Source organism: Pseudoxanthomonas sp. 68-E7 (genome assembly GCF_057773145.1).
In genome coordinates this window covers 278,156-296,017 of the sequence record NZ_JBYMTI010000003.1, presented here as the reverse complement: position 1 = coordinate 296,017, position 17,862 = coordinate 278,156, and the positions used below count along the sequence as shown (strand labels likewise).

Here is a 17,862-nt window from a genome sequence, read left to right as displayed (position 1 = left end):
CTGTCCGCGTAAAGGAGTTCAGTCTGAAATCCTGGGAGCCGATGTCCGTCAACGAACTGGAAGCGCTCGTGACCAGTCAGCTCAATGAGTGTTCACAAGCCCAACGGACGTATTTCGACACCTATCGAGTAGTGCCCTATGCGGTGCCGTTCCAGCGTCGATATGGACTGGAGCATGTGCTGGTCGTGGCCCATCTTCCCAATGGGCTTCTCTATTTCGAGGACGTCGAAGAAGGTTTCGAGCTGGGAAATCTGGACGCCAACGGTAGGCTTTACGACTGCGGCTGCAATCAGCTTTCCCTTTCCCAGACATTGGTGCGGTTGGGCATCCGGTAATTCAAGGCGTCTCTTCAAACAACCGGACCGATACCAGCGAAGGCGGCACGTCACCCGATAAACGGCGCGGCTGCACCCTTCAATAGCGCACTGATTCGCGCTATGGTCCGCCTCGGGGTAATGGGGAAGGCCACATGGGACGTGGTAAACGCAATCTCATCGACGTGCTGGCCGGCCTGCCTTGGTCGGTCGGCCTGGTGATCGGTGCGCTGGGCTATCTCGCGCTCGCTCACGCCGTACCGATGTGGTTCGCCCGTCAGGGCCGGCCTTTCGCGCAGGCGTTCGCCGGTGCGTCCAATCCTTTCGGGTTGCTCACCTGGCTGTTCCTTGCCCTGTGCGCCATCGGCGCGCTTGCCTCATTTTTCAGGGCGCGGCGCACCCGCCAGCTGCTGGATACCCGCACCGGTCTGGAAAACGTCGCCGCACTGGGCTGGCGCGACTTCGAACGGCTGGTCGGCGAAGCCTTCCGCCGTCGCGGCTGCAGCGTCGAGGAAACCGGCCTGGGCGACGCCGACGGCGGCATCGATCTGATTCTGCGTCGCGATGGCCGACGCATCCTGGTGCAGTGCAAGCAATGGCGACGCCAGCGCGTGCCGGTCAATGTGGTGCGGGAGATGTATGGGCTGATGGCCCATCACCGGGCGGATGAATTGTCGCAATCGGTGAGATAACTGGTCCTAGAACTGATCACTTAGTCCAATATCAACCGAGCGATAAATTTGCCAGCATCATGACGCAAAACAACATCCGCCACGCTCTTTAGCGCAAATGGATCTTAATGCTTAGGCTCGGGCACATGGACACACCTATTCCTAGAACCTCTCTTTTCATTTCTCATGCGAATCCGGAAGACAACGCGTTTGTGCGCTGGCTGGGTGCGAAGTTGACAGCGTTGGGTTATGAAGTATGGGCAGATCTTTTGGAGTTTCGCGGTGGAATGGATTGGGAGCGAAGGCTTGAGGAAGCCTTGCGACATCGCGCAATCAAGATGCTTCTAGTTTGCACTCCAATTGGCTTGGCAAAACAAGGCGTTCGCAATGAAATAACTATTGGATCTCAGGTTGGAAAGAGCATTGGAGATGCTGAATTCATTATTCCTCTGCGCCTGCAACCGTATGAGGCAAGCTTTCAAATCGCACACGCGCAGTGGATAAATTTCTCTCAAGGATGGGCTGCCGGGTTCGCTGAGCTTAGAGACCTGTTAGCTGAGAATCATGCAATTTCCCGCGAACCAAATCGAAAGATGGATCAATGGTTATCAAACCAAACAACTGGTGCGGCACGTCTTATCAAGCGCAGTGAACGGCTTATCTCAAATTGGTTACACTTCCGCTCAATGCCGTTGACGGTCTACTACTGTGAGCCGCCTGCCGGATTTCCCCTCGAAAAATTCCAAGCGCGCACTTTGGGTGGATGGCCCATAGTGCCGTTTCGAGGCGGTGTATTGACTTTTACTATGCCGAATACGGTCGGTGAAATATCGCCTTCCGTTCCCGCAAAAATTAAAGCAAAGCTAAGTCTTGACACTTTTTTGAGTGACGGATGGAGTGAGCTAGGCGTTGAATGGTTTGAGGCCAACCGAATTTTCGCCGACCTTGGAAATCAGGCGTTCGATCTCTACATGCAACGGCGAGGCCTTGCATTCTTTGAAGATGCAAAGGGTAGGCATTCATGGTGGGGAGATATAAAGACCGCTCCGAAGACTCAAGTCAGCTTTGCATGGAACGAGCTCCAAGGATCGCGCCAAATTATGGGTCAGTCAGAGAAGCGTCGCATGTTCTGGCATTACGCTATGAATGGACAGATTCGTGACGCGCCCAAGCATCACTTCCGCATATCGGCCAGACTCATTTTCTCGACTAATGGCCTGGACGCTATCGACGACCCGAAGAAGATGCATCGGCTTCGGCGATCGTTTGCAAAGGGCTGGCGAAATGCGCGCTGGCGAGACATGCAGCTTGCCTATTTGTGGTGGGTGTCTGATGGGAGGAGCGAAATAGCTTTTCCTGTCTCCCCAGATTTCGACTTGATTGCGTCGCTACCGCCGGTTTGCTTTACGTCGCCTGTTGGCGTAGTTGACGCGGGTGATGTCGAGTTGGACGAAGATGATCCCGATGTGGAGCTAGATTACTGGGATGAGGAATTCAATGAAGACGATTAAGCAGGATCCCACGAGGCCGCGGCTCATCCACATAGCTGAACCCACGCTAGAATTCCGGTTCGGTCAGCAGATAGAGTACCCGCGAGATGGCCTCTATCTATTCGGACCAGTCGACGCGGATAGTTCGCCGCGCAAGATTCGATATGGATTCATAGGGACGAAGAAGTCGCTGGAGTGCTTTCAGGAGTGGGCGGCCAAAGTTTCCGCCTTCATTGACGTTCCGCCACGGGGGCGTGCGTCAAAGGAAAACGCCCCGCAGCATGTTCCCTTTCCGGGATTCTCCGAGGCTTTTCACTCGCAATGGACGAAATCGCCGTCCCATGCAATTACTGATATCGACGAAGATGACCTCTATCGGAAAGCGCGCATTGGCAACAGGTTTGAAGCGGTGAAAGAGCTTGTCGACGTTTTTGTCGAGCGACTTATCGCAGAAACAAAAAGGTCAGAAGACCCACCCAGCTTTTGGTATGTGGTTATTCCGGAGTTCGTATATGAATTGGGCCGGCCGCAATCGAATGTAACAAAGGCGGAGCGAGTTCAAGGCAATGTCACTATAGGAGAGAAGGCTGCGGCCACCTTGGCAGTTCAGCCGACACTATTCGGCGATCAAGAAAAGCAGGCCGAGGTCTACCAGTACGCCAAGAACTTCCGTCGCCAGCTGAAGGCCCGCTTGCTTGACCACAAGATCGTGACACAGATCGTTCGTGAGACGACTCTTGCACCACATCGCTTTGTGAAGGAAGGAACGGACATCCCAAGGCGCCGACTGGAAGATCCCGCAACTGTTGCTTGGAAATTATCTACTGGCTCGTACTACAAGAGCGGCGGACGACCTTGGCAACTGGCAAATATACGGCCTGGCGTCTGCTATGTCGGCTTGGTCTATAAGCAGCAACCTCAAGGTGAGGATGTCCGTCACGCTTGTTGCGCAGCGCAGATGTTCTTATCAGATGGCGAAGGTGTCGTTTTCCGTGGCGCGCTAGGGCCTTGGTACAACCCCGAGAACAGGCAGTATCATCTTGATGCCGATGCCGCTCATCGGCTGGCGACAACGGTAATCACCGAGTATCGCACACGGCATGGACGTGATCCTGCAGAGCTTTTCATCCATGCGCAGTCAAGATTCAGCGACGAAGAATGGGAGGGTTTTTCTAGTGCGTGCAGCGCGGTAACAAACCCCGTTGGGGTACAGATTGCCGATGCATGGGATGAACTGAAGCTCTTCCGGCCCGGCGAATATCCGGTTATCAGAGGCACTGCCTTAATAACCGGCAACCGTTCGGGGTTTTTGTGGACATCCGGTTACGTCCCAAGAATGGACACGTATATGGGGCCGGATACACCTAATCCGCTAAGGATCAACGTGCGCCGTGGAGATGCATCAATCCAGACAGTCATGGGCGACGTTCTTGCGCTGAGCAAGATCAACTTTAACACTTGCCTCTTCAATGATCGTTCGCCAGTCACTATCCGCTTTGCTAACGCTATAGGCGACATTCTCGTCTCCGCCCCTATCTATTCCGAACCCATGTTGCCTTTCAAGTTCTACATTTAGCGCCAGCACAGCTTGATATTCGTGTAGCGATTGCCCCAACTAGTAGCCAAATGTCCGCTTAGGGTTGATCGCTCTTATCCTTCTGAAACCTCGCAAATTCATTTGACGTCACACTCACTCCATAGCACCATTCCCCCGCTGCCCTGAATCCGGCAGCCGGGTTTAGCAGCCCGAATCACCGAGGCGCACCAGCGCCCATCGACCGATGACCGGCGCTTTTTTCATGCCGGTCTTCGGCGCATGGATGCATGCCCGTTACATGGCGGGCGGTGCGCGGAGACCGCAAGGTCTGCCGGTCCTCGGTCCGGTCTGCTAACCGCGTACCGTCCGTCACCTCGTTTAGCAGCGAGGCGACGGATTCCAGACAAACCGAGGAATCCCACATGACCCGTCGCAAGTCACCGGCGCGCACTGCCGCGCCCAAGTCTTCCCGCAAACCCCGCCGCGCCCGCTGCGTCTGGACCATCGCGGAAGATCCGCCCGGCACGGAAACCGCGCAACCCGAACCGCTGCCGCCCGCAAAGCCTCCACGCCCGCAGCGCCGCCGCTTCCGCATCCCGCACCGCTGCACGATGGGCTTCCAGTACTACGACGAACACCACGACGAGCAGGTCGTCAGCCGCCCCGTGCCCAAGCTGCGCCTGTCCGGCCGCTGGTTGGAGCAATGCGGCTTCGCGGTTGGTGACGATTTGCAGGTGACGGTCGGGCGTGGCGTGTTGCTGGTGAGCCGGCGCACGCGCGGTTGACGGTTGACGCCATGCCGGCGCGACATCGCTGACCGAACCCGATATCACCACCCATAAAAACAACGGGCCCGGACATCACTGTCCGGGCCCGTTGCCATGCGGCTGGCTTACTTGCTCAGGAAGTCCAGCAGATCCTGGTTGAGGCGATCCTTGTGGGTGTCCGCCAGGCCGTGCGGGGCGCCCTTGTAGACGATGAGCTGTGCGCCCTTGATCAGCGCGGCCGAGGCCTTGCCCGAGACGTCGATGGGGACGATCTGATCGTCGTCGCCGTGGATCACCAGGGTGGGCACGTCGAACTTCTTCAGGTCGGCGCGGAAGTCGGTGGCGGAGAACGCGGCGATGGAGTCATACGTGTTCTTGTGGCCGGCCTGCAGGCCCTGGGCGACGAACGACTGGATCAGCGCGGCGTTCGGCTTCTGGCCCGGACGGTTGAAGTTGAAGAAGGGGCCGGAGGCGATATCGGTGTACAGCTGCGCGCGGTTGTCCAGCGAGCCCTTGCGCAGGCCGTCGAACACTTCGATCGGCAGGCCGCCCGGGTTGTCGGCGGTCTTGAGCATCAGCGGCGGCACGGCGCTGACCAGCACGGCCTTCTTGACCCGCGCGGTACCGTGGCGGCCGATGTAGCGGGCCACCTCGCCGCCGCCGGTGGAGAACCCGACCAGGGTGACGTCCTTCAGGTCCAGCGCTTCGATGACCGCGGCCAGGTCGTCGGCGTAGTGGTCCATGTCGTTGCCGTCCCACGGCTGGCTGGAGCGACCGTGGCCGCGACGGTCGTGGGCGACCACGCGGTAACCCTTGGAAGCCAGGAACAGCATCTGCGATTCCCAGCTGTCCGAGCTGAGCGGCCAGCCGTGGCTGAAGGTGACGACCGGGCCGTCCTTCGGGCCCCAGTCCTTGTAGTACAGCTGCACGCCGTCGCGGGTGGTGACGTAGCTGCCGCTGACGGTGGCGCCCAGGGCGGTGGGCGCCTGCGGGGACTGGGCGGCCTGGGCGGTGGCGCCGGTCTGGGCGGCGAAGGCGAGCAGGGCGACGGCGACGGAGCGGGTGAGCGTGTTCATGGGTGGAATCCTTGGATGGAGGGTGGTGGGCGGCGCGGGGGCCGTGCCGGTGGGCGAGGTGTACTTTGCGCGCCGGGGCGATACGATTGGCTACGTACCGTCCTTAAAATTTGACCGAGCGTCCTGATGTCCGACCGACTCGCCGCCCTGCTGGAGCGCTTCTCCGTCACCGCGCAGGTGTTCCAGGCCGGCGCCCTGTGTGGCGTCAACCTGCTGGAGGCCGAGGCCGGCCTGGGCCAGCTGCACCTGATCAGGCACGGCGCGGTGGAGGTCTTCCACGGCAATGCCTTGCACTGCGTGGAGGTGCCCAGCCTGCTGCTGTACCCACGGCCGATGTCGCACCGCTTCGTCACCGATCCGGTGCGCGGCGCGGACATGACCTGCGCCAACGTGCGGTTCGACGGCGGCGCGAGCAATCCCATCGCCGCCTCGCTGCCGGAATTTATCTGCCTGCCGCTCGACGCGATCGACGGCGCCCCGCCGGTGCTGGATCTGCTGTTCGACGAGGCGTTCGCACAGCGTTGCGGACGCCATGCCTTGGTCAACCGCCTGTTCGAGGCGCTGATGGTGCTCATCCTGCGCCAGCTGATGGAACGCGGCGAAGTGCGCGGCGGCATGCTGGCCGGCATGTCGCACCCGCGACTGCGCCACGCCCTGGTGGCCATGCACGAGTCGCCGGCCCGGGAATGGACGCTGGACGATCTGGCCGCGACCGCCGGCATGTCGCGCAGCGTGTTCGCCGGCGCCTTCCGCGAAACGCTGGGCATCACCCCCGGCCAGTACCTGCAGGGCTGGCGGGTCAGCCTGGCCCAACAGGCCCTGCGCCAGGATCGCCCGCTGAAGGTGGTGGCCGCCGACGTCGGCTATGGCAGCGAAGCCGCGCTGTCGCGCGCCTTCAAGGCGCATGTGGGGCTGGCGCCGCGTGAGTGGAAGCGGGTGCAGGCGTTGGGGTGATGGGGTGGAGGCTGCGAGGAACGGATTGTCAGCCGCAACGGCTCCAGGCTGCGCTTGTCGGATCGCCTACGGTAGCCATGCGGCTTTGCCGTCGGAGATGGCCCACAGAAGACTGTAGGGCGTGGCATGCTGCTGATCAGCCATTGGAAGGATGACGGAAGGAGCGAAGCATGCGGTCTGCTCAAGGAGAACGCTGGGCCGGTCTATCGCCGCATGTGCTGGGTGCCTGCGTACTGGCCGGTCTGGTACTGGCCTATGCGGGTCTGTGCTGGGTGGCGCTGTATAGACCGGACTGGTTGCCGGGCGGCTCAATCTTCAATGCGTCGCTCGTTGGTCCCCCGCATCTGCTGGTCTGGGGAGGAACCCGCACGCTGTTCTGGATGACCACGCTTGCACTCGCGGCGGTGCTCGCCCTCGGCGCGTTCTTCCGTGTGCTGGTATTGCCCGCCGCCGTTCTGTTCCTTCTGATTTGGCTCGGGGCCGGGTTCTTCTCCGTGGCGTTGTCGGTGTAGACAAACGGCGAACGGAAAATCCCGCGCCGAACAGGCGGCCGGATTGCATCCGGTTCGTTGGTCCCCCTACTATCGAACGCGGGGAACGAGGGAGCGCCATGGACAGGAACGGGACCGTCGCCATCGCCAAGCAGGTTTTCGCTTTCCTGAAAGCGACCGCGCTGCGGCGATTCTTCATCCTGCTGGTAACGCTCGGCGTTGGCATGCTGACCCTGACCTGGGTCGATCTGCTGCTGTATCTGTTGCCGATGATCCCGATCCTGCCGAAGGAGAATCCAGAGCTTCCAGTCACCCTCGTCGCGGTGTCCCTCATCGCCATCGGTATCTTCGGCTTCGTCTACGAAGTCTGGAACGCGAGGCGATTGGAAGCGAAACAGCAAGCCGAAGCGTTGATCGAGGAAGAGAAGCGAGACGCCGCGACCCTGATATCTGCGCTCCGCACCGTGATCAGGAAATTTCCCGAAACGGCGGAGCGCAGAGACCACACCTACGGAAACCTCGAGATCATGGCGGCCATCACGGCGGCCAGTACATTTCGCGACAAGGCGTACTCCAGCTTTGCCGGCAACGCCGTCATGGGTGTCGTGTCGCGCGGCGACATCGACGCATCGAAACAGGCACCATTTCTGAACGTCACGCTTGACGATCTGGAGAAGCTGGCTACCGCACTGGGAGCGCACTATGAAATTGGATAGGGAAGAGCTCGCCCACGTCGTCCGCTACATGCAAGGCGAAACGGAGGGAGTACCAGGTGAAATCCTCCAGCGAATCGAGTTGGGTATCTGGGCGTCCAATGGGCCGTTTCCGCTTGACTTTCCCCGCGTCTTTCCGTTTCCGGAAGACCGCATTCCGGGAGACATTCCCGGGCCGCTTCTGATTTCCGGATATTTCGGCCCCGGGATTTCGCTGTGGTTGCTGGACCAGTTCCGCGAGCGGCGCATGCGCTGGCTCATGATCCGCGTCGAGTCATGGTCCTGCCATCTGCGCTGCGGCGAAGAGATCCTCTCCGAGCATTGCGAAGAGAATCTGGATGCGATGAACGAAGCCTGCAGGACCCTGCGCGATCGGTGCCTCGAGCGAAACCCGCGGATGCGGTTCTAGGTGGGAAAGTTGTAGCGCATATGTTTGCTCACGCTATCAGTATCGCGGGCCGGGCGTAGGCTGCCACATATGAGTTCAAGGTCGATAGCAAGCTGCAGGTCAACTTTGGCCATGACACGTTGAAGGTCATTCGGTGAAATGCGGTCGTGAAGAAAATAGGCATCTGTAGTTATGAGCAAGGGTACTGGCGCCGTCCGTGGTATCGCTTGTTCAATCCAGAATTCAAGGAAATCAAGGGGGAAAGTTCGTGATCGATCAGGTTGTTAAATCGATTGGGGCGTGGGCAATCGTGCCAGCGATTTCTATCGCCCTGGCTGGCTATCTGATTTCGAGGCTGACCGATTTCCACAGAACCAAAAGTCAGCAGCGAACCGAGTTTCTTGGGATCTGGCATGGCCTAAACAAGATGGACGATATGGCGCTCGAGGTCGCAATTCGACATCTTTATGGCGCTTATCTTCCGGCGAGGGCCATACGGAAGATATGCGACTCAGACCACTGTGCCGATGAGATGTTCAATCTAGCCCAGATCTGGCCGCTACTTCAGTACGACCAATCAAGCAGGACATTGTCTTGGAAGAACGATAAGCACGGGTCAGAAGAAGCCCTTGCTGCAGGTGAGCGATGGTGCATGGCCGGCTACTTCATGTTTGCAGCCATGGCTTTGGGATCATTCGCCTTCACGTTCGTTGCCGGGCCGAAGAGTCCGCTCGCATGGATATTGGGTTTGAATGCGGTACTTTCAGCAGCCCTGGCATTCAAGAGCCTTGATAACTCAGGAATGTATGCATTGGCAAAGAAGAAGAGAGACACTTTGCTGCCTCGTTTGGGCATCATGGAAGGCGATCAAAATTCCATGAAATCGGGTGCGGCAAGCGATTTCGCGAATACTTCGACCAGTGCAAACCGTCAGAGCTAATGAAGGCCGCGTCCGGCACGTTGCTGCAATAGCTTTACCGAGGCATTGGCAAGTGCGGCCGAGCGCCCTGGCTCTTTCACGCCGGTCCAACACAGCGGCAGTACGCTCCCCATCCGAACCCGACTCACGAGGCCCGCCATGATCCCGCGCATCCAGCCCTGCCTGTGTTTCGACGGCAACGCCGAAGAAGCTGCCCAGTTCTACGCGGATACCTTCGCCGATAGCCGCATCGACAAGGTCAACCGCGCGCCCGGCGACTATCCGGACGGCAAGCAGGGCGGCGTGCTGACCATCGAGATGACGATCCTGGGCAAGCCCTTCCTGCTGTTGAATGGCGGCGCGTCGTTCACCTTCAGCGATGCGATGAGCTTCCAGGTCTCCACCGAGGATCAGGCGGAAACCGATCGCTACTGGAAAGCGATTACCGAGAATGGCGGCCAGGAAATCATGTGCGGCTGGTGCAAGGATCGCTTCGGCCTGTGCTGGCAGATCACGCCGCGTCGGCTGATGGAACTGGTGAGCGGCGGCGGCGAGCAGGCTGAGCGCGCGTTCAAGGCGATGATGGAGATGAAGAAGATCGACATCGCTGCGCTGGAGAAGGCGGTTGCGGGCTGACCGTTCCGTCCGTACATCGCTTCTCCTCCCTGCGTTCGGCCAGTGCTATCGTTCGCGCCCATGAGCAAAGCCACCGACACGGTCAAATTCAAGGCGAAGCTGTCCCGGCCGGCGGAGCCGAAGGGCGCGGCGTGGAGCTTCCTGGCGCTGCCTGCCGAGGCCAGCGCCAAGCTGCCCACGCGCAGCCAGGTCACCGTGGACGGCACGCTGGACGGACACGCCTTCCAGGCCACGCTGGAGCCGGATGGGCAGGGCAGTCACTGGCTCAAGGTCGAGAAGAAACTGCGCGAAACCGCCGGCGTGTCGGTGGGCGACACCGTGACGCTGGAAATGGCGCCGGTGGCGGTGGAACCCGAGCCCAAGGTCCCGCCCGACATCCGCAAGGCGCTGTCCGAACACCCGGCCGCCAAGGCGCAGTGGGACACCCTCACTCCGGTCGCGCGCCGCGACTGGATCCAGTGGATGACCTCCGGCAAGAAGGCCGAAACCCGCGTGAAGCGGATCGCCACCGCATGTAGTCAGCTGGAATCGGGCAAGCGCCGCGCTTGCTGCTTTGACCGATCAGGAATTTACAGCAATGCGTTCTGTGCGCCGGAGGCGGCGGAGTAGGGGCTCGCGTCCTGCCTGAGGAGGGAGTGCGTCACTTCGCCAGTGCGATTTCGATTCGCTCCAGCAGCTTGAAAATCGCCGCTTCGTTCTGTGGCTTGTACCGAAGCCCGCCTGCCCTGTCCTCGCGGTGCAAAGTGCACGCGGGTGGAGCCGCTTCGACCAGCTTGTCGATGATGTTCTCCAGGCCGGCAGTGCGGAGATAGGCCAAGACGATCCGAAGACGGCCATCGGTACGAAGCGAAAGAAACCGGCGCGGGCCTGAAGAAGAGGGGTAGTAAAGATTGGCCGAGCCTTGCCGGAGTTCGAAGCTCAGCCCATTGGGGCGGGCTGCGGCGAGTTGCTGCATTCGGTCGACAATGGCGCGCGCGGTTTCGGTCTGGGCGGGTACGTTCTGCTGGACGACGGAGAGGAAGTCGTCGACCGACTTCAGCCGGGAGCCGCGTGGTTCTCGCTCTTCGTCGTTGACAACCTTGTCAACGATTACGCGGGCCTTGGGGGATTCACCCTCCACCACCACACGGACAACCTGTCGTAAATCGCTTTGCACGGTTCCCAGCAGTTCCGGAACCATGAACAAAAGATCGTTGTCGTCTGGCCTTCGATAGACGTTCAAGTCGACCATGGCCAGATCCCATTCGCTGGTCAGGTGCCTGGCGAGCATCGACTGGGAAAGGCGCAGGGCACGCGGGTCCAGCGCATCGCCGGCAATAACCAGCAGGAAGCGTCCGGCATTGAGGCATTCCACCAGATCTTCCTCCAGCGGTGCGTCAGGAGAATCCGGCAGGTTCGGTAGTGCCTCGCGATCCACATCCTGCAGGGAAAGCGCGTAGTCCAGGACCTGGGCAACGACCTCGCGTCGTTTCTGCGGGTTGTACGAAAGCTTTGTTTCGACGATGCCGATACGTCCGTATGAGGAAACCAGCAGGACATCGATGGGACCAGACCCGAAGTTGACTTCGGTTCGCCAAGGCAGCCAGATTTCGTCGGCCTCGACGCGTCCCGCCGCACGACAAGGGCCGACGACCAACTCGGGCTCGGCGAAAATCGCGTCACGAAACCAGCTTTCCTTCAGATCCAGTCCCTTCGCGCTCACACGCCTCAATACGGGCAGAGGAGACGGGTTTCCGTTCCGCCGCAATTGAAACAGGTCCTCGCCAATCGATTTCATCGCATGCTCCCCAAATATCGTCGTGATGATAGCGGGACTCATATCGTCCGGTTCAGGAAGGCGCCTACTCGTATCACCGGGGCCCGCCGTGGAAAACGGGGCACCGCCCGATGCGGTAGGATCTCCACCCCCGCAAGCAGGTCCAGATGCCATGAGCCATTCCGACGACAAGCCCGGCAAGGTCAGCCAGGAGCAGGCCGAAGACGCGGTCCGCGTGCTGCTGGAGTGGGCCGGCGAGGATCCGGCGCGCGAGGGGCTGCTGGATACCCCGAAGCGGGTGGCCAAGGCGTATCGCGACTGGTTCAGCGGTTACCGGATGGATCCGCGCGAGTATCTGGCGCGAACCTTCGAGGAAGTGGCCGGCTACGACGAGATGATCGTGCTGCGCGATATCGAGTTCGAAAGCCATTGCGAACACCACATGGCGCCGATCATCGGCAAGGCGCACGTGGGCTACCTGCCCAGCGGCAAGGTGGTGGGGATCAGCAAGCTGGCGCGGGTGGTGGACGTGTACGCGCGCCGCTTCCAGGTACAGGAAAAGCTGACCGCGCAGATCGCGCAGTGCATCCAGGACGTGTTGCAGCCGCGCGGCGTGGGCGTGGTGATCGACGGCGCGCACGAGTGCATGACCACCCGTGGCGTGCACAAGCGCGGGGTCAGCATGGTGACGTCCAAGATGCTGGGCGAGTTCCGCGAGGACGCGCGTACCCGCGCCGAGTTCCTGCGCTTCATCGAGACCGGCGGCCGCCGCTGAATTCCGGCTGGCCAGCGGTGCGCGGAGGCATCGGCGGCGGGCGAATGCATGTTCTCGCGGGCACGGCGCTGTTGCAGAATGCGGGAACCTGATCCGCACGCCATGCCACCGGAGGGCTGTCGCATGACCCACACCCCATTCGCCCGCCTTCGCCTGGTGGCCGGCCTGCTGCCGGTGCTGCTGGCGGCGTGCGCGTCTCCCGCTTCACCCGAGCCGGTGACCCCGGCGGGGCCGCTGGATGTGACGAAGTTGTTCGCCGATGCGCTGCATTGCCGTACCGGATTTCCGGATGGGCGCGATCCGGCGATGGCCGAACGCCTGCGCGCGGCCGGGGTCGAGTTCACGGACCGCGCGCCGGGCGAGGTCATTGACCTGCTGTACCAGTTCCGCGAGCCGCTGAAGATCGACGGTACCGAGATTCCGGCCATCGTCGTGCGCGGCGACAGTGGCGTGGCGGTGATCGCGCAGGCGCGCGGCGACATGGAGGACTTCGTCCGCCGCATGCAGGCCGCGCCACATGCGTCGGATCAGGCGGCAATCGATGGCTTCGGCGAGCTGGACGTGCTGTACAGCCGCGCCATGCCGCTGCGTCCCGGTCTGGACGCGACCGCGCCGCGGCTGGTGATTGGCCGCGGCATCGAAGCCGCCGCGTATGCGTTCCGCTGGGGTTGCCGCTCCTACGACGGCTGAGTGCGTGGTTGAAATGCGGGATATGACATTGAAGGACTCGTCGATCCGGATGGGCATCGCCGCGCGCAGAATGGCGCTTTGGTTTTCGGGAGATGCCGGTGTCGTGGTGTCATGCAAATCCGGGCCGTCTGGCGCGCCTGGTCGTCTGCGGGTTTGGCCTGCTGTGTCCGGCAGGTGCCGCGATGGCCGCCGATGAACCCTATCTGCAACTGGAACCGCGCCTGGCCAATGAGCCTTACCAGTGGCAGCTGCCCGATGGCACGCTGATCCGCAAGGGTCTCAGCGACAACGCCGCGCGGGTCACGGTGGCGGCGCATGAAAGCCGCGAGGACTACGTGCTGGAGATGATCTGGGGCCGCTTCCCGGTGAAGGTGCCGGCACGCTGCTGGACGTTGCCTGCGGCGCAATTCGAAAGCTGCGTGACCATTCGGCCACGCGAGGATTCGGCGTGGCAGCGCGAACAGGCGGAGAGTGTCGAGCGGCAGGATGCCGCGCGACGGCAGAACCGCGAGACGCGCGTGGCCTGGGCGGTCGAGCAGGTGGGCGCCAAGCGGGTGCCGCGCATCCTCGAGGTCGCGCTGGCCGAACACCGGCGCTGGTTGGCTTCGGACGCCGGGCGCGCGGGTCCGGACGTGTTTACATGCGGACGGCTCAAGCCCGCCCTGGCCGCCGCCCGCGCGCAGGACACCTTGCCGCGCCGGGCGATGCTGGATGGCGAGCCGGATGCGGTCGCCGCCTACGCGCAAGCCGCGCGGGGCGGAAACTGGCGTGCCGCCGGCGGATTGTTCGACGCGATGCTGGCGGACGAGGATTTCGAGTCGGCCCAGGTGATCGTGGCCTGGTTGTTGAAGCGGGAGATTCCCGCCGGCTACAACAAGCTCGGCACGCTGCTGGCGGCGACGTCCGGCTACGACGGCGCAACCGGCGGCGGCGGCGCATTGGTCGAGGGCCTGCGCCGGCACGCGGCGTGGCGGGGCGATCCGGCGGCGCAGATGGATCTGGCGAATCTGCTGGAAGACGCAGGCAACGACGCCAACGCCGCCCGTTTGCGCGCGTGCGCCATCGCGCAGAACCCGGCGCTGGCGAGGTAGGACACGATGTCGGCGGTGCGTGCATGGACGCACCGCCGCTGCGATGATGGCGCGGATGAAATCCGTTCCCGATGCCTGTCCCTGCGGTGCCGGCGCCGCCTATGCCGCCTGCTGCGGCCGTTACCACGCCGGTGAAGCCGCGCCCGACGCGGAAGCGCTGATGCGCTCGCGTTACAGCGCGTTCGTGCATGGCGATGAAGCCTATCTGCGTGCGAGCTGGGATCCGGCCACCTGCCCTCAGGATCTCGGACTGGACGCACCCGGCGGTGCGCGTACCCAATGGCTGGGGCTGACGGTGAAACAGCATCGCCGCACGGGCGAAGACACGGCCGAAGTCGAGTTCGTCGCGCGCTACCGCGTGGGTGGTGGCTCGGCGGTGCGCTTGCACGAGCTCAGCCGCTTCGTGCGGCGCGATGGACGCTGGTATTACGTGGACGGTGATCATCGCTGAGAGGATGCGTCGAGGGCCCCCACCCCAGCCCTCCCCCGCAAGCGGAGGAGGGAGCAGTCTGCGCTTGCGGGAGTTGCCGCGGTCGCCATCTGCTCTTCCCTCTGTTCTGTCGACCTGCAGAAAAACATGCGGCGATTCGTCTGTGCCCCTTCCCCCGCACGCGGGGGAAGGCTGGGATGGGGGCGCTTTCGGCGATCAGTGTCCGACCGTCGGCAGCGGTGCGCCCGCATTGGCTCATGCCGGAGGTGCGGCTTTTTTCCGGCGGCCCCCACCCTAGCCCTCCCCCGCATGCGGGGGAGGGAGCAGTCTGCGCTTGCGGGAGCCATCTGCTCTTCCTTCTGCTCTGTCGACCTGCATAAAAACATGCGGCGATTCGGCTGTGCCCCTTCCCCCGCATGCGGGGGAAGGCTGGGATGGGGGCGCTTTCGGCGATCAATGTCATACCGTCGGCAGGGGTGTGCCCGCATTGGCTCATGCCGGAAGTACGGCTTTTTTCCGGCGGCCCCCACCCTAGCCCTCCCCCGCAAGCGGAGGAGGGAGCAGTCTGCGCTTGTGGGAGCTGCCGCTGTCGCCATCTGCTCTTCCCTCTGTTCTGTCGACCTGCAGAAAAACATGTAGCGATTCGGCTGTTGCCCCTTCCCCCGCACGCGGGGGAAGGTTGGGATGGGGGCGCTTTCGGCGATCAGTGTCAGCCCGGTAGCAGCGATGTGCCCGCATTGGCTCATGCCGGAAGTGCGGTTTTTTCCGGCGGGCCCCCATCCCAACCCTCCCCGCAAGCGGAGGCGGGAGTGGTCTGTGCTTGTGGGTTGCAATGGCGCGGCGATGCTGGCGCCTGGGTAGCGGAGCAATCTCCGCGCTACGTTTGCGGGGTCGTTCAGGCACGTGGTCGCCAATCCACATCGGGCAGGGCAGAGTAGGAGTCCCCGCCGGCCAGGGAGGCCATCCGATGAAACCGCTGCTGTTGTGGGCGCTGATGGCGCCGCAGGATCCGCCGCCGATTCCACCGTCGCCTCCGGTGACGCCACCGACGCAGACGACGCCGGCGCCGATATCTGCGCCGATATCTCCACCGGTGCCGGTGCGGCGCGATCCGGTGTTCGATGCCTGCCTCGCGAAGATCCGCCCGCAGGCGGTCGCACGTGGCATCGCGGCGGACAGTTTCGATCGGTTGACGGCCAACCTGGCGCCGGACCTGTCGGTGCTGGATCTGCTGGACGCGCAACCGGAGTTCACCACGCCGCTGTGGGACTACCTGGCCGGACTGGTCGATGACGAACGCGTCGCCGACGGCAGGACCCAGCTCGACCTGCACCGGGATCTGTTGGCGGCGGTGAGCGCGCAGTCCGGTGTGGATGCGGCGACGGTGGTCGCGGTGTGGGGCGTGGAGAGCGACTACGGCCGGGTATCCGGCAAGCGTCCGCTGCTGGCTTCGCTGTCCACGCTGTCCTGCTTCGGACGTCGGCAGTCGTTCTTCCGCGGCGAATTCCTGTCGCTGCTCGGCCTGCTGCATGCCGGCGACCTGCGGGATCCGGCCCTGACCGGTTCCTGGGCGGGCGCGTTCGGCCACACCCAGTTCATGCCCTCGACCTACGCGCGCATCGCGGTGGATCAGGACGGCGATGGCCGGCGCGATCTGGTCGGCAGCATTCCCGACGCGCTCGCGTCCACCGCCGCCTACCTGCAACGCGCTGGCTGGCGCAGCGGCGAGCCGTGGGGTTACGAGGTGACGCTGCCGCCAGGCTTCGATGCTTCGCTGTCGGGACGCACGAAACGGCGACCGCTGTCGGATTGGCTGGTGCGAGGCATCGTGCGTGCGGATGGCGTGCCGCTCGCGCCCGCGGGTACCCCGTCAGCGCTGCTCCTGCCAACAGGCGCGCAGGGACCGGCCTTTCTGGTGTTCCGCAACTACGACGCGATCTACGCCTACAACGCGGCCGAGAGCTACGCGCTGGCCATCGCGCTGCTGTCCGACCGCCTGCGCGGCGGTACCGGCCTGCGCACCCCCTGGCCCACCGATGATCCCGGTCTGTCGCGTGCGCAGCGCCGGCAACTGCAGACGCTGTTGCTGGCCCGGGGCCACGCGATTGGCGCGGCCGATGGCATGATCGGCAGCAACACCCGCCGCGCCATCCAGGCCGAGCAGCTGGCACTTGGCCTGCTGCCCGCCGATGGGCGCGCCGGGCTGAAGATCCTCGCCGCCCTCGAACGCGCCGGTCCCCCGGTCACGCCCGCCAGAAGCCCACCATGACCTCGACGCCCGCTTCCCTCCATTCCGGCGATTTCAACGGCATCCCCGCCTGGCGGATCGACACGCCGGCCGCGCACGCGGCGGTCAGCATCCACGGCGGACAGTTGCTGGCCTGGCAACCGGCGGGCTTCGACAAGGTGTTGTGGTGCTCGCCGACCACGCACCGGCCGCCGCAGGCGATTCGCGGCGGGGTGCCGGTGTGCTGGCCGTACTTCGGCCGCGACGGGCAACCCGCCGATGCGCCGCAGCATGGCCACGCACGCATCTCGGCGTGGCAGTTCGTCGATGCGGTGGAGGAGGACGACGCGGTGCTCCTGGATCTGGCGCTGCCGCCGGATCCGCGCACGCCGCTGCGGCTGCGCCAGCGGCTGCGCATCGGCGCGGTGCTGGAACAGACCCTCGTCACCACCCACGCTGGCGACGCCGAGTTCGCCTTCACCCAGGCGCTGCACAGCTACTTCGCGGTCGGCGACGCGGGCCGGGTGTCTGTTTCCGGCGTAGACGGCCTGCGCTACGCCGACAAGTTCGACGGTGGCAACGAATACCGGCAGGCCGGTGACTGGCGGCTGGACGAACCACGCGACCCCGGCCGCAGCGATCGAATCTATGAAGACGCGGGGACGCGCTTCACCCTGATCGATCCGGTCGGCCGGCGCCGCATCGCGCTGGAAACCCGGGGCAGTCGATCGCTGGTGATCTGGAATCCGGGCGAGGCCGGTGCCGCCGCCATCGCCGACCTGTCACCAGGGGGCTGGCGGGAATTCGTGTGCGTGGAAACCGCCAACGCGGGAGAGGATGTGGTCCGGCTGGCGCCGGGCGCCGAGCATCGACTGGGGCAGCGCCTGTCAGTCTCACCTTTGTAGACGGGAGATCCACTACACTGCGGCACCTTTTT

Annotated in this window: 20 protein-coding genes; 18 read left to right on the top strand and 2 right to left on the bottom strand. The window is 63.0% G+C overall.

All coding sequences use genetic code 11. The features are described from left to right. Window positions 1–41 precede the first annotated feature (41 nt). The 5 genes from AC3DE2_RS09365 to AC3DE2_RS09345 all read left to right on the top strand — a co-directional run bounded on the left by AC3DE2_RS09365 (window position 42) and on the right by AC3DE2_RS09345 (window position 4,797). Window positions 42–335 carry a hypothetical protein gene (locus tag AC3DE2_RS09365; protein ID WP_488425973.1) on the top strand — a complete coding sequence of 98 codons (294 nt, stop codon included), beginning with the start codon at window positions 42–44 and terminating at the stop codon, window positions 333–335. Window positions 336–469: 134 nt separating this feature from the next. After that, entirely contained in the window at window positions 470–1,006 is a 537-nt protein-coding gene (locus AC3DE2_RS09360) for a restriction endonuclease (RefSeq protein ID WP_488425972.1), read from the top strand. A gap of 125 nt (window positions 1,007–1,131) precedes the next feature. Beyond that, window positions 1,132–2,496, top strand: coding sequence for a toll/interleukin-1 receptor domain-containing protein (locus AC3DE2_RS09355; protein ID WP_488425971.1), 1,365 nt, complete (start codon window positions 1,132–1,134; stop codon window positions 2,494–2,496). Further along, the gene (locus tag AC3DE2_RS09350; protein WP_488425970.1) at window positions 2,483–4,051 is read left to right on the top strand and encodes an argonaute/piwi family protein; all 1,569 of its coding nucleotides are present in this window, start codon (window positions 2,483–2,485) and stop codon (window positions 4,049–4,051) included. The genes AC3DE2_RS09355 and AC3DE2_RS09350 overlap by 14 nt, the downstream gene beginning before the upstream one ends. Before the next feature lie 383 nt (window positions 4,052–4,434). Beyond that, window positions 4,435–4,797: a SymE family type I addiction module toxin gene (locus AC3DE2_RS09345; RefSeq protein WP_488425969.1), complete on the top strand. Its 363-nt coding sequence runs from the start codon at window positions 4,435–4,437 to the stop codon at window positions 4,795–4,797. Between the two features lie 107 nt (window positions 4,798–4,904). On the opposite strand, the gene AC3DE2_RS09340 is transcribed toward AC3DE2_RS09345, so the two are convergent. Then, window positions 4,905–5,855 (bottom strand): alpha/beta fold hydrolase, encoded by a 951-nt coding sequence (locus AC3DE2_RS09340; protein ID WP_488425968.1) that lies wholly within the window; start codon window positions 5,853–5,855, stop codon window positions 4,905–4,907. Between the two features lie 126 nt (window positions 5,856–5,981). On the opposite strand from AC3DE2_RS09340, the gene AC3DE2_RS09335 reads away from it, so the two are divergent. The 7 genes from AC3DE2_RS09335 to AC3DE2_RS09305 all read left to right on the top strand — a co-directional run bounded on the left by AC3DE2_RS09335 (window position 5,982) and on the right by AC3DE2_RS09305 (window position 10,565). Then, window positions 5,982–6,809, top strand: coding sequence for a helix-turn-helix domain-containing protein (locus AC3DE2_RS09335; RefSeq protein WP_488425967.1), 828 nt, complete (start codon window positions 5,982–5,984; stop codon window positions 6,807–6,809). Between the two features lie 170 nt (window positions 6,810–6,979). Beyond that, window positions 6,980–7,321, top strand: coding sequence for a hypothetical protein (locus AC3DE2_RS09330; RefSeq protein WP_488425966.1), 342 nt, complete (start codon window positions 6,980–6,982; stop codon window positions 7,319–7,321). Window positions 7,322–7,419: 98 nt separating this feature from the next. Further along, on the top strand, window positions 7,420–8,016 hold the full coding sequence (locus AC3DE2_RS09325; RefSeq protein ID WP_488425965.1) for a hypothetical protein: 597 nt from the start codon (window positions 7,420–7,422) through the stop codon (window positions 8,014–8,016). Continuing rightward, window positions 8,003–8,422, top strand: a complete 420-nt coding sequence (locus tag AC3DE2_RS09320; RefSeq protein WP_488425964.1) for a hypothetical protein — start codon at window positions 8,003–8,005, stop codon at window positions 8,420–8,422. Before AC3DE2_RS09325 ends, AC3DE2_RS09320 begins: the two co-directional genes overlap by 14 nt. A 247-nt stretch (window positions 8,423–8,669) precedes the next feature. Beyond that, complete coding sequence (locus AC3DE2_RS09315; RefSeq protein WP_488425963.1) at window positions 8,670–9,341, top strand: hypothetical protein; 672 nt, start codon at window positions 8,670–8,672, stop codon at window positions 9,339–9,341. Between the two features lie 138 nt (window positions 9,342–9,479). Next, window positions 9,480–9,956, top strand: coding sequence for a VOC family protein (locus AC3DE2_RS09310; RefSeq protein ID WP_488425962.1), 477 nt, complete (start codon window positions 9,480–9,482; stop codon window positions 9,954–9,956). A 60-nt stretch (window positions 9,957–10,016) separates the two neighbouring features. Beyond that, window positions 10,017–10,565: a YdeI/OmpD-associated family protein gene (locus tag AC3DE2_RS09305; RefSeq protein WP_488425961.1), complete on the top strand. Its 549-nt coding sequence runs from the start codon at window positions 10,017–10,019 to the stop codon at window positions 10,563–10,565. A gap of 31 nt (window positions 10,566–10,596) precedes the next feature. Here the strand turns inward: AC3DE2_RS09305 and AC3DE2_RS09300 are convergent, their stop codons facing one another. Then, window positions 10,597–11,733 carry a hypothetical protein gene (locus tag AC3DE2_RS09300; RefSeq protein WP_488425960.1) on the bottom strand — a complete coding sequence of 379 codons (1,137 nt, stop codon included), beginning with the start codon at window positions 11,731–11,733 and terminating at the stop codon, window positions 10,597–10,599. Between the two features lie 151 nt (window positions 11,734–11,884). Between AC3DE2_RS09300 and folE the strand changes: the two genes are divergently transcribed. The 6 genes from folE to AC3DE2_RS09270 all read left to right on the top strand — a co-directional run bounded on the left by folE (window position 11,885) and on the right by AC3DE2_RS09270 (window position 17,830). Next, window positions 11,885–12,487, top strand: coding sequence for a GTP cyclohydrolase I FolE (gene folE, locus AC3DE2_RS09295; protein WP_295376259.1), 603 nt, complete (start codon window positions 11,885–11,887; stop codon window positions 12,485–12,487). 123 nt (window positions 12,488–12,610) lie between these two features. Continuing rightward, window positions 12,611–13,177, top strand: coding sequence for a hypothetical protein (locus AC3DE2_RS09290; RefSeq protein WP_488425959.1), 567 nt, complete (start codon window positions 12,611–12,613; stop codon window positions 13,175–13,177). A 182-nt stretch (window positions 13,178–13,359) separates the two neighbouring features. Then, window positions 13,360–14,268: a hypothetical protein gene (locus AC3DE2_RS09285; protein WP_488425958.1), complete on the top strand. Its 909-nt coding sequence runs from the start codon at window positions 13,360–13,362 to the stop codon at window positions 14,266–14,268. 55 nt (window positions 14,269–14,323) lie between these two features. After that, the gene (locus AC3DE2_RS09280) at window positions 14,324–14,719 is read left to right on the top strand and encodes a YchJ family protein (protein ID WP_488425957.1); all 396 of its coding nucleotides are present in this window, start codon (window positions 14,324–14,326) and stop codon (window positions 14,717–14,719) included. Between the two features lie 973 nt (window positions 14,720–15,692). Then, window positions 15,693–16,967: a lytic murein transglycosylase gene (locus AC3DE2_RS09275; protein WP_488426145.1), complete on the top strand. Its 1,275-nt coding sequence runs from the start codon at window positions 15,693–15,695 to the stop codon at window positions 16,965–16,967. After that, on the top strand, window positions 16,964–17,830 hold the full coding sequence (locus tag AC3DE2_RS09270) for a D-hexose-6-phosphate mutarotase (protein ID WP_488425956.1): 867 nt from the start codon (window positions 16,964–16,966) through the stop codon (window positions 17,828–17,830). The genes AC3DE2_RS09275 and AC3DE2_RS09270 overlap by 4 nt, the downstream gene beginning before the upstream one ends. The last annotated feature ends 32 nt before the right edge of the window (window positions 17,831–17,862 follow it).

Coding starts and splice junctions, on each gene's coding strand:
- AC3DE2_RS09365 (WP_488425973.1), top strand. CDS start 42: ATGTCCGTCAACGAACTGGAAGCGCTCGTGACCAGTCAGCTCAATGAG.
- AC3DE2_RS09360 (WP_488425972.1), top strand. CDS start 470: ATGGGACGTGGTAAACGCAATCTCATCGACGTGCTGGCCGGCCTGCCT.
- AC3DE2_RS09355 (WP_488425971.1), top strand. CDS start 1,132: ATGGACACACCTATTCCTAGAACCTCTCTTTTCATTTCTCATGCGAAT.
- AC3DE2_RS09350 (WP_488425970.1), top strand. CDS start 2,483: ATGAAGACGATTAAGCAGGATCCCACGAGGCCGCGGCTCATCCACATA.
- AC3DE2_RS09345 (WP_488425969.1), top strand. CDS start 4,435: ATGACCCGTCGCAAGTCACCGGCGCGCACTGCCGCGCCCAAGTCTTCC.
- AC3DE2_RS09340 (WP_488425968.1), bottom strand. CDS start 5,855: ATGAACACGCTCACCCGCTCCGTCGCCGTCGCCCTGCTCGCCTTCGCC.
- AC3DE2_RS09335 (WP_488425967.1), top strand. CDS start 5,982: ATGTCCGACCGACTCGCCGCCCTGCTGGAGCGCTTCTCCGTCACCGCG.
- AC3DE2_RS09330 (WP_488425966.1), top strand. CDS start 6,980: ATGCGGTCTGCTCAAGGAGAACGCTGGGCCGGTCTATCGCCGCATGTG.
- AC3DE2_RS09325 (WP_488425965.1), top strand. CDS start 7,420: ATGGACAGGAACGGGACCGTCGCCATCGCCAAGCAGGTTTTCGCTTTC.
- AC3DE2_RS09320 (WP_488425964.1), top strand. CDS start 8,003: ATGAAATTGGATAGGGAAGAGCTCGCCCACGTCGTCCGCTACATGCAA.
- AC3DE2_RS09310 (WP_488425962.1), top strand. CDS start 9,480: ATGATCCCGCGCATCCAGCCCTGCCTGTGTTTCGACGGCAACGCCGAA.
- AC3DE2_RS09305 (WP_488425961.1), top strand. CDS start 10,017: ATGAGCAAAGCCACCGACACGGTCAAATTCAAGGCGAAGCTGTCCCGG.
- AC3DE2_RS09300 (WP_488425960.1), bottom strand. CDS start 11,733: ATGAAATCGATTGGCGAGGACCTGTTTCAATTGCGGCGGAACGGAAAC.
- folE (WP_295376259.1), top strand. CDS start 11,885: ATGAGCCATTCCGACGACAAGCCCGGCAAGGTCAGCCAGGAGCAGGCC.
- AC3DE2_RS09290 (WP_488425959.1), top strand. CDS start 12,611: ATGACCCACACCCCATTCGCCCGCCTTCGCCTGGTGGCCGGCCTGCTG.
- AC3DE2_RS09285 (WP_488425958.1), top strand. CDS start 13,360: ATGGCCGCCGATGAACCCTATCTGCAACTGGAACCGCGCCTGGCCAAT.
- AC3DE2_RS09280 (WP_488425957.1), top strand. CDS start 14,324: ATGAAATCCGTTCCCGATGCCTGTCCCTGCGGTGCCGGCGCCGCCTAT.
- AC3DE2_RS09275 (WP_488426145.1), top strand. CDS start 15,693: ATGGCGCCGCAGGATCCGCCGCCGATTCCACCGTCGCCTCCGGTGACG.
- AC3DE2_RS09270 (WP_488425956.1), top strand. CDS start 16,964: ATGACCTCGACGCCCGCTTCCCTCCATTCCGGCGATTTCAACGGCATC.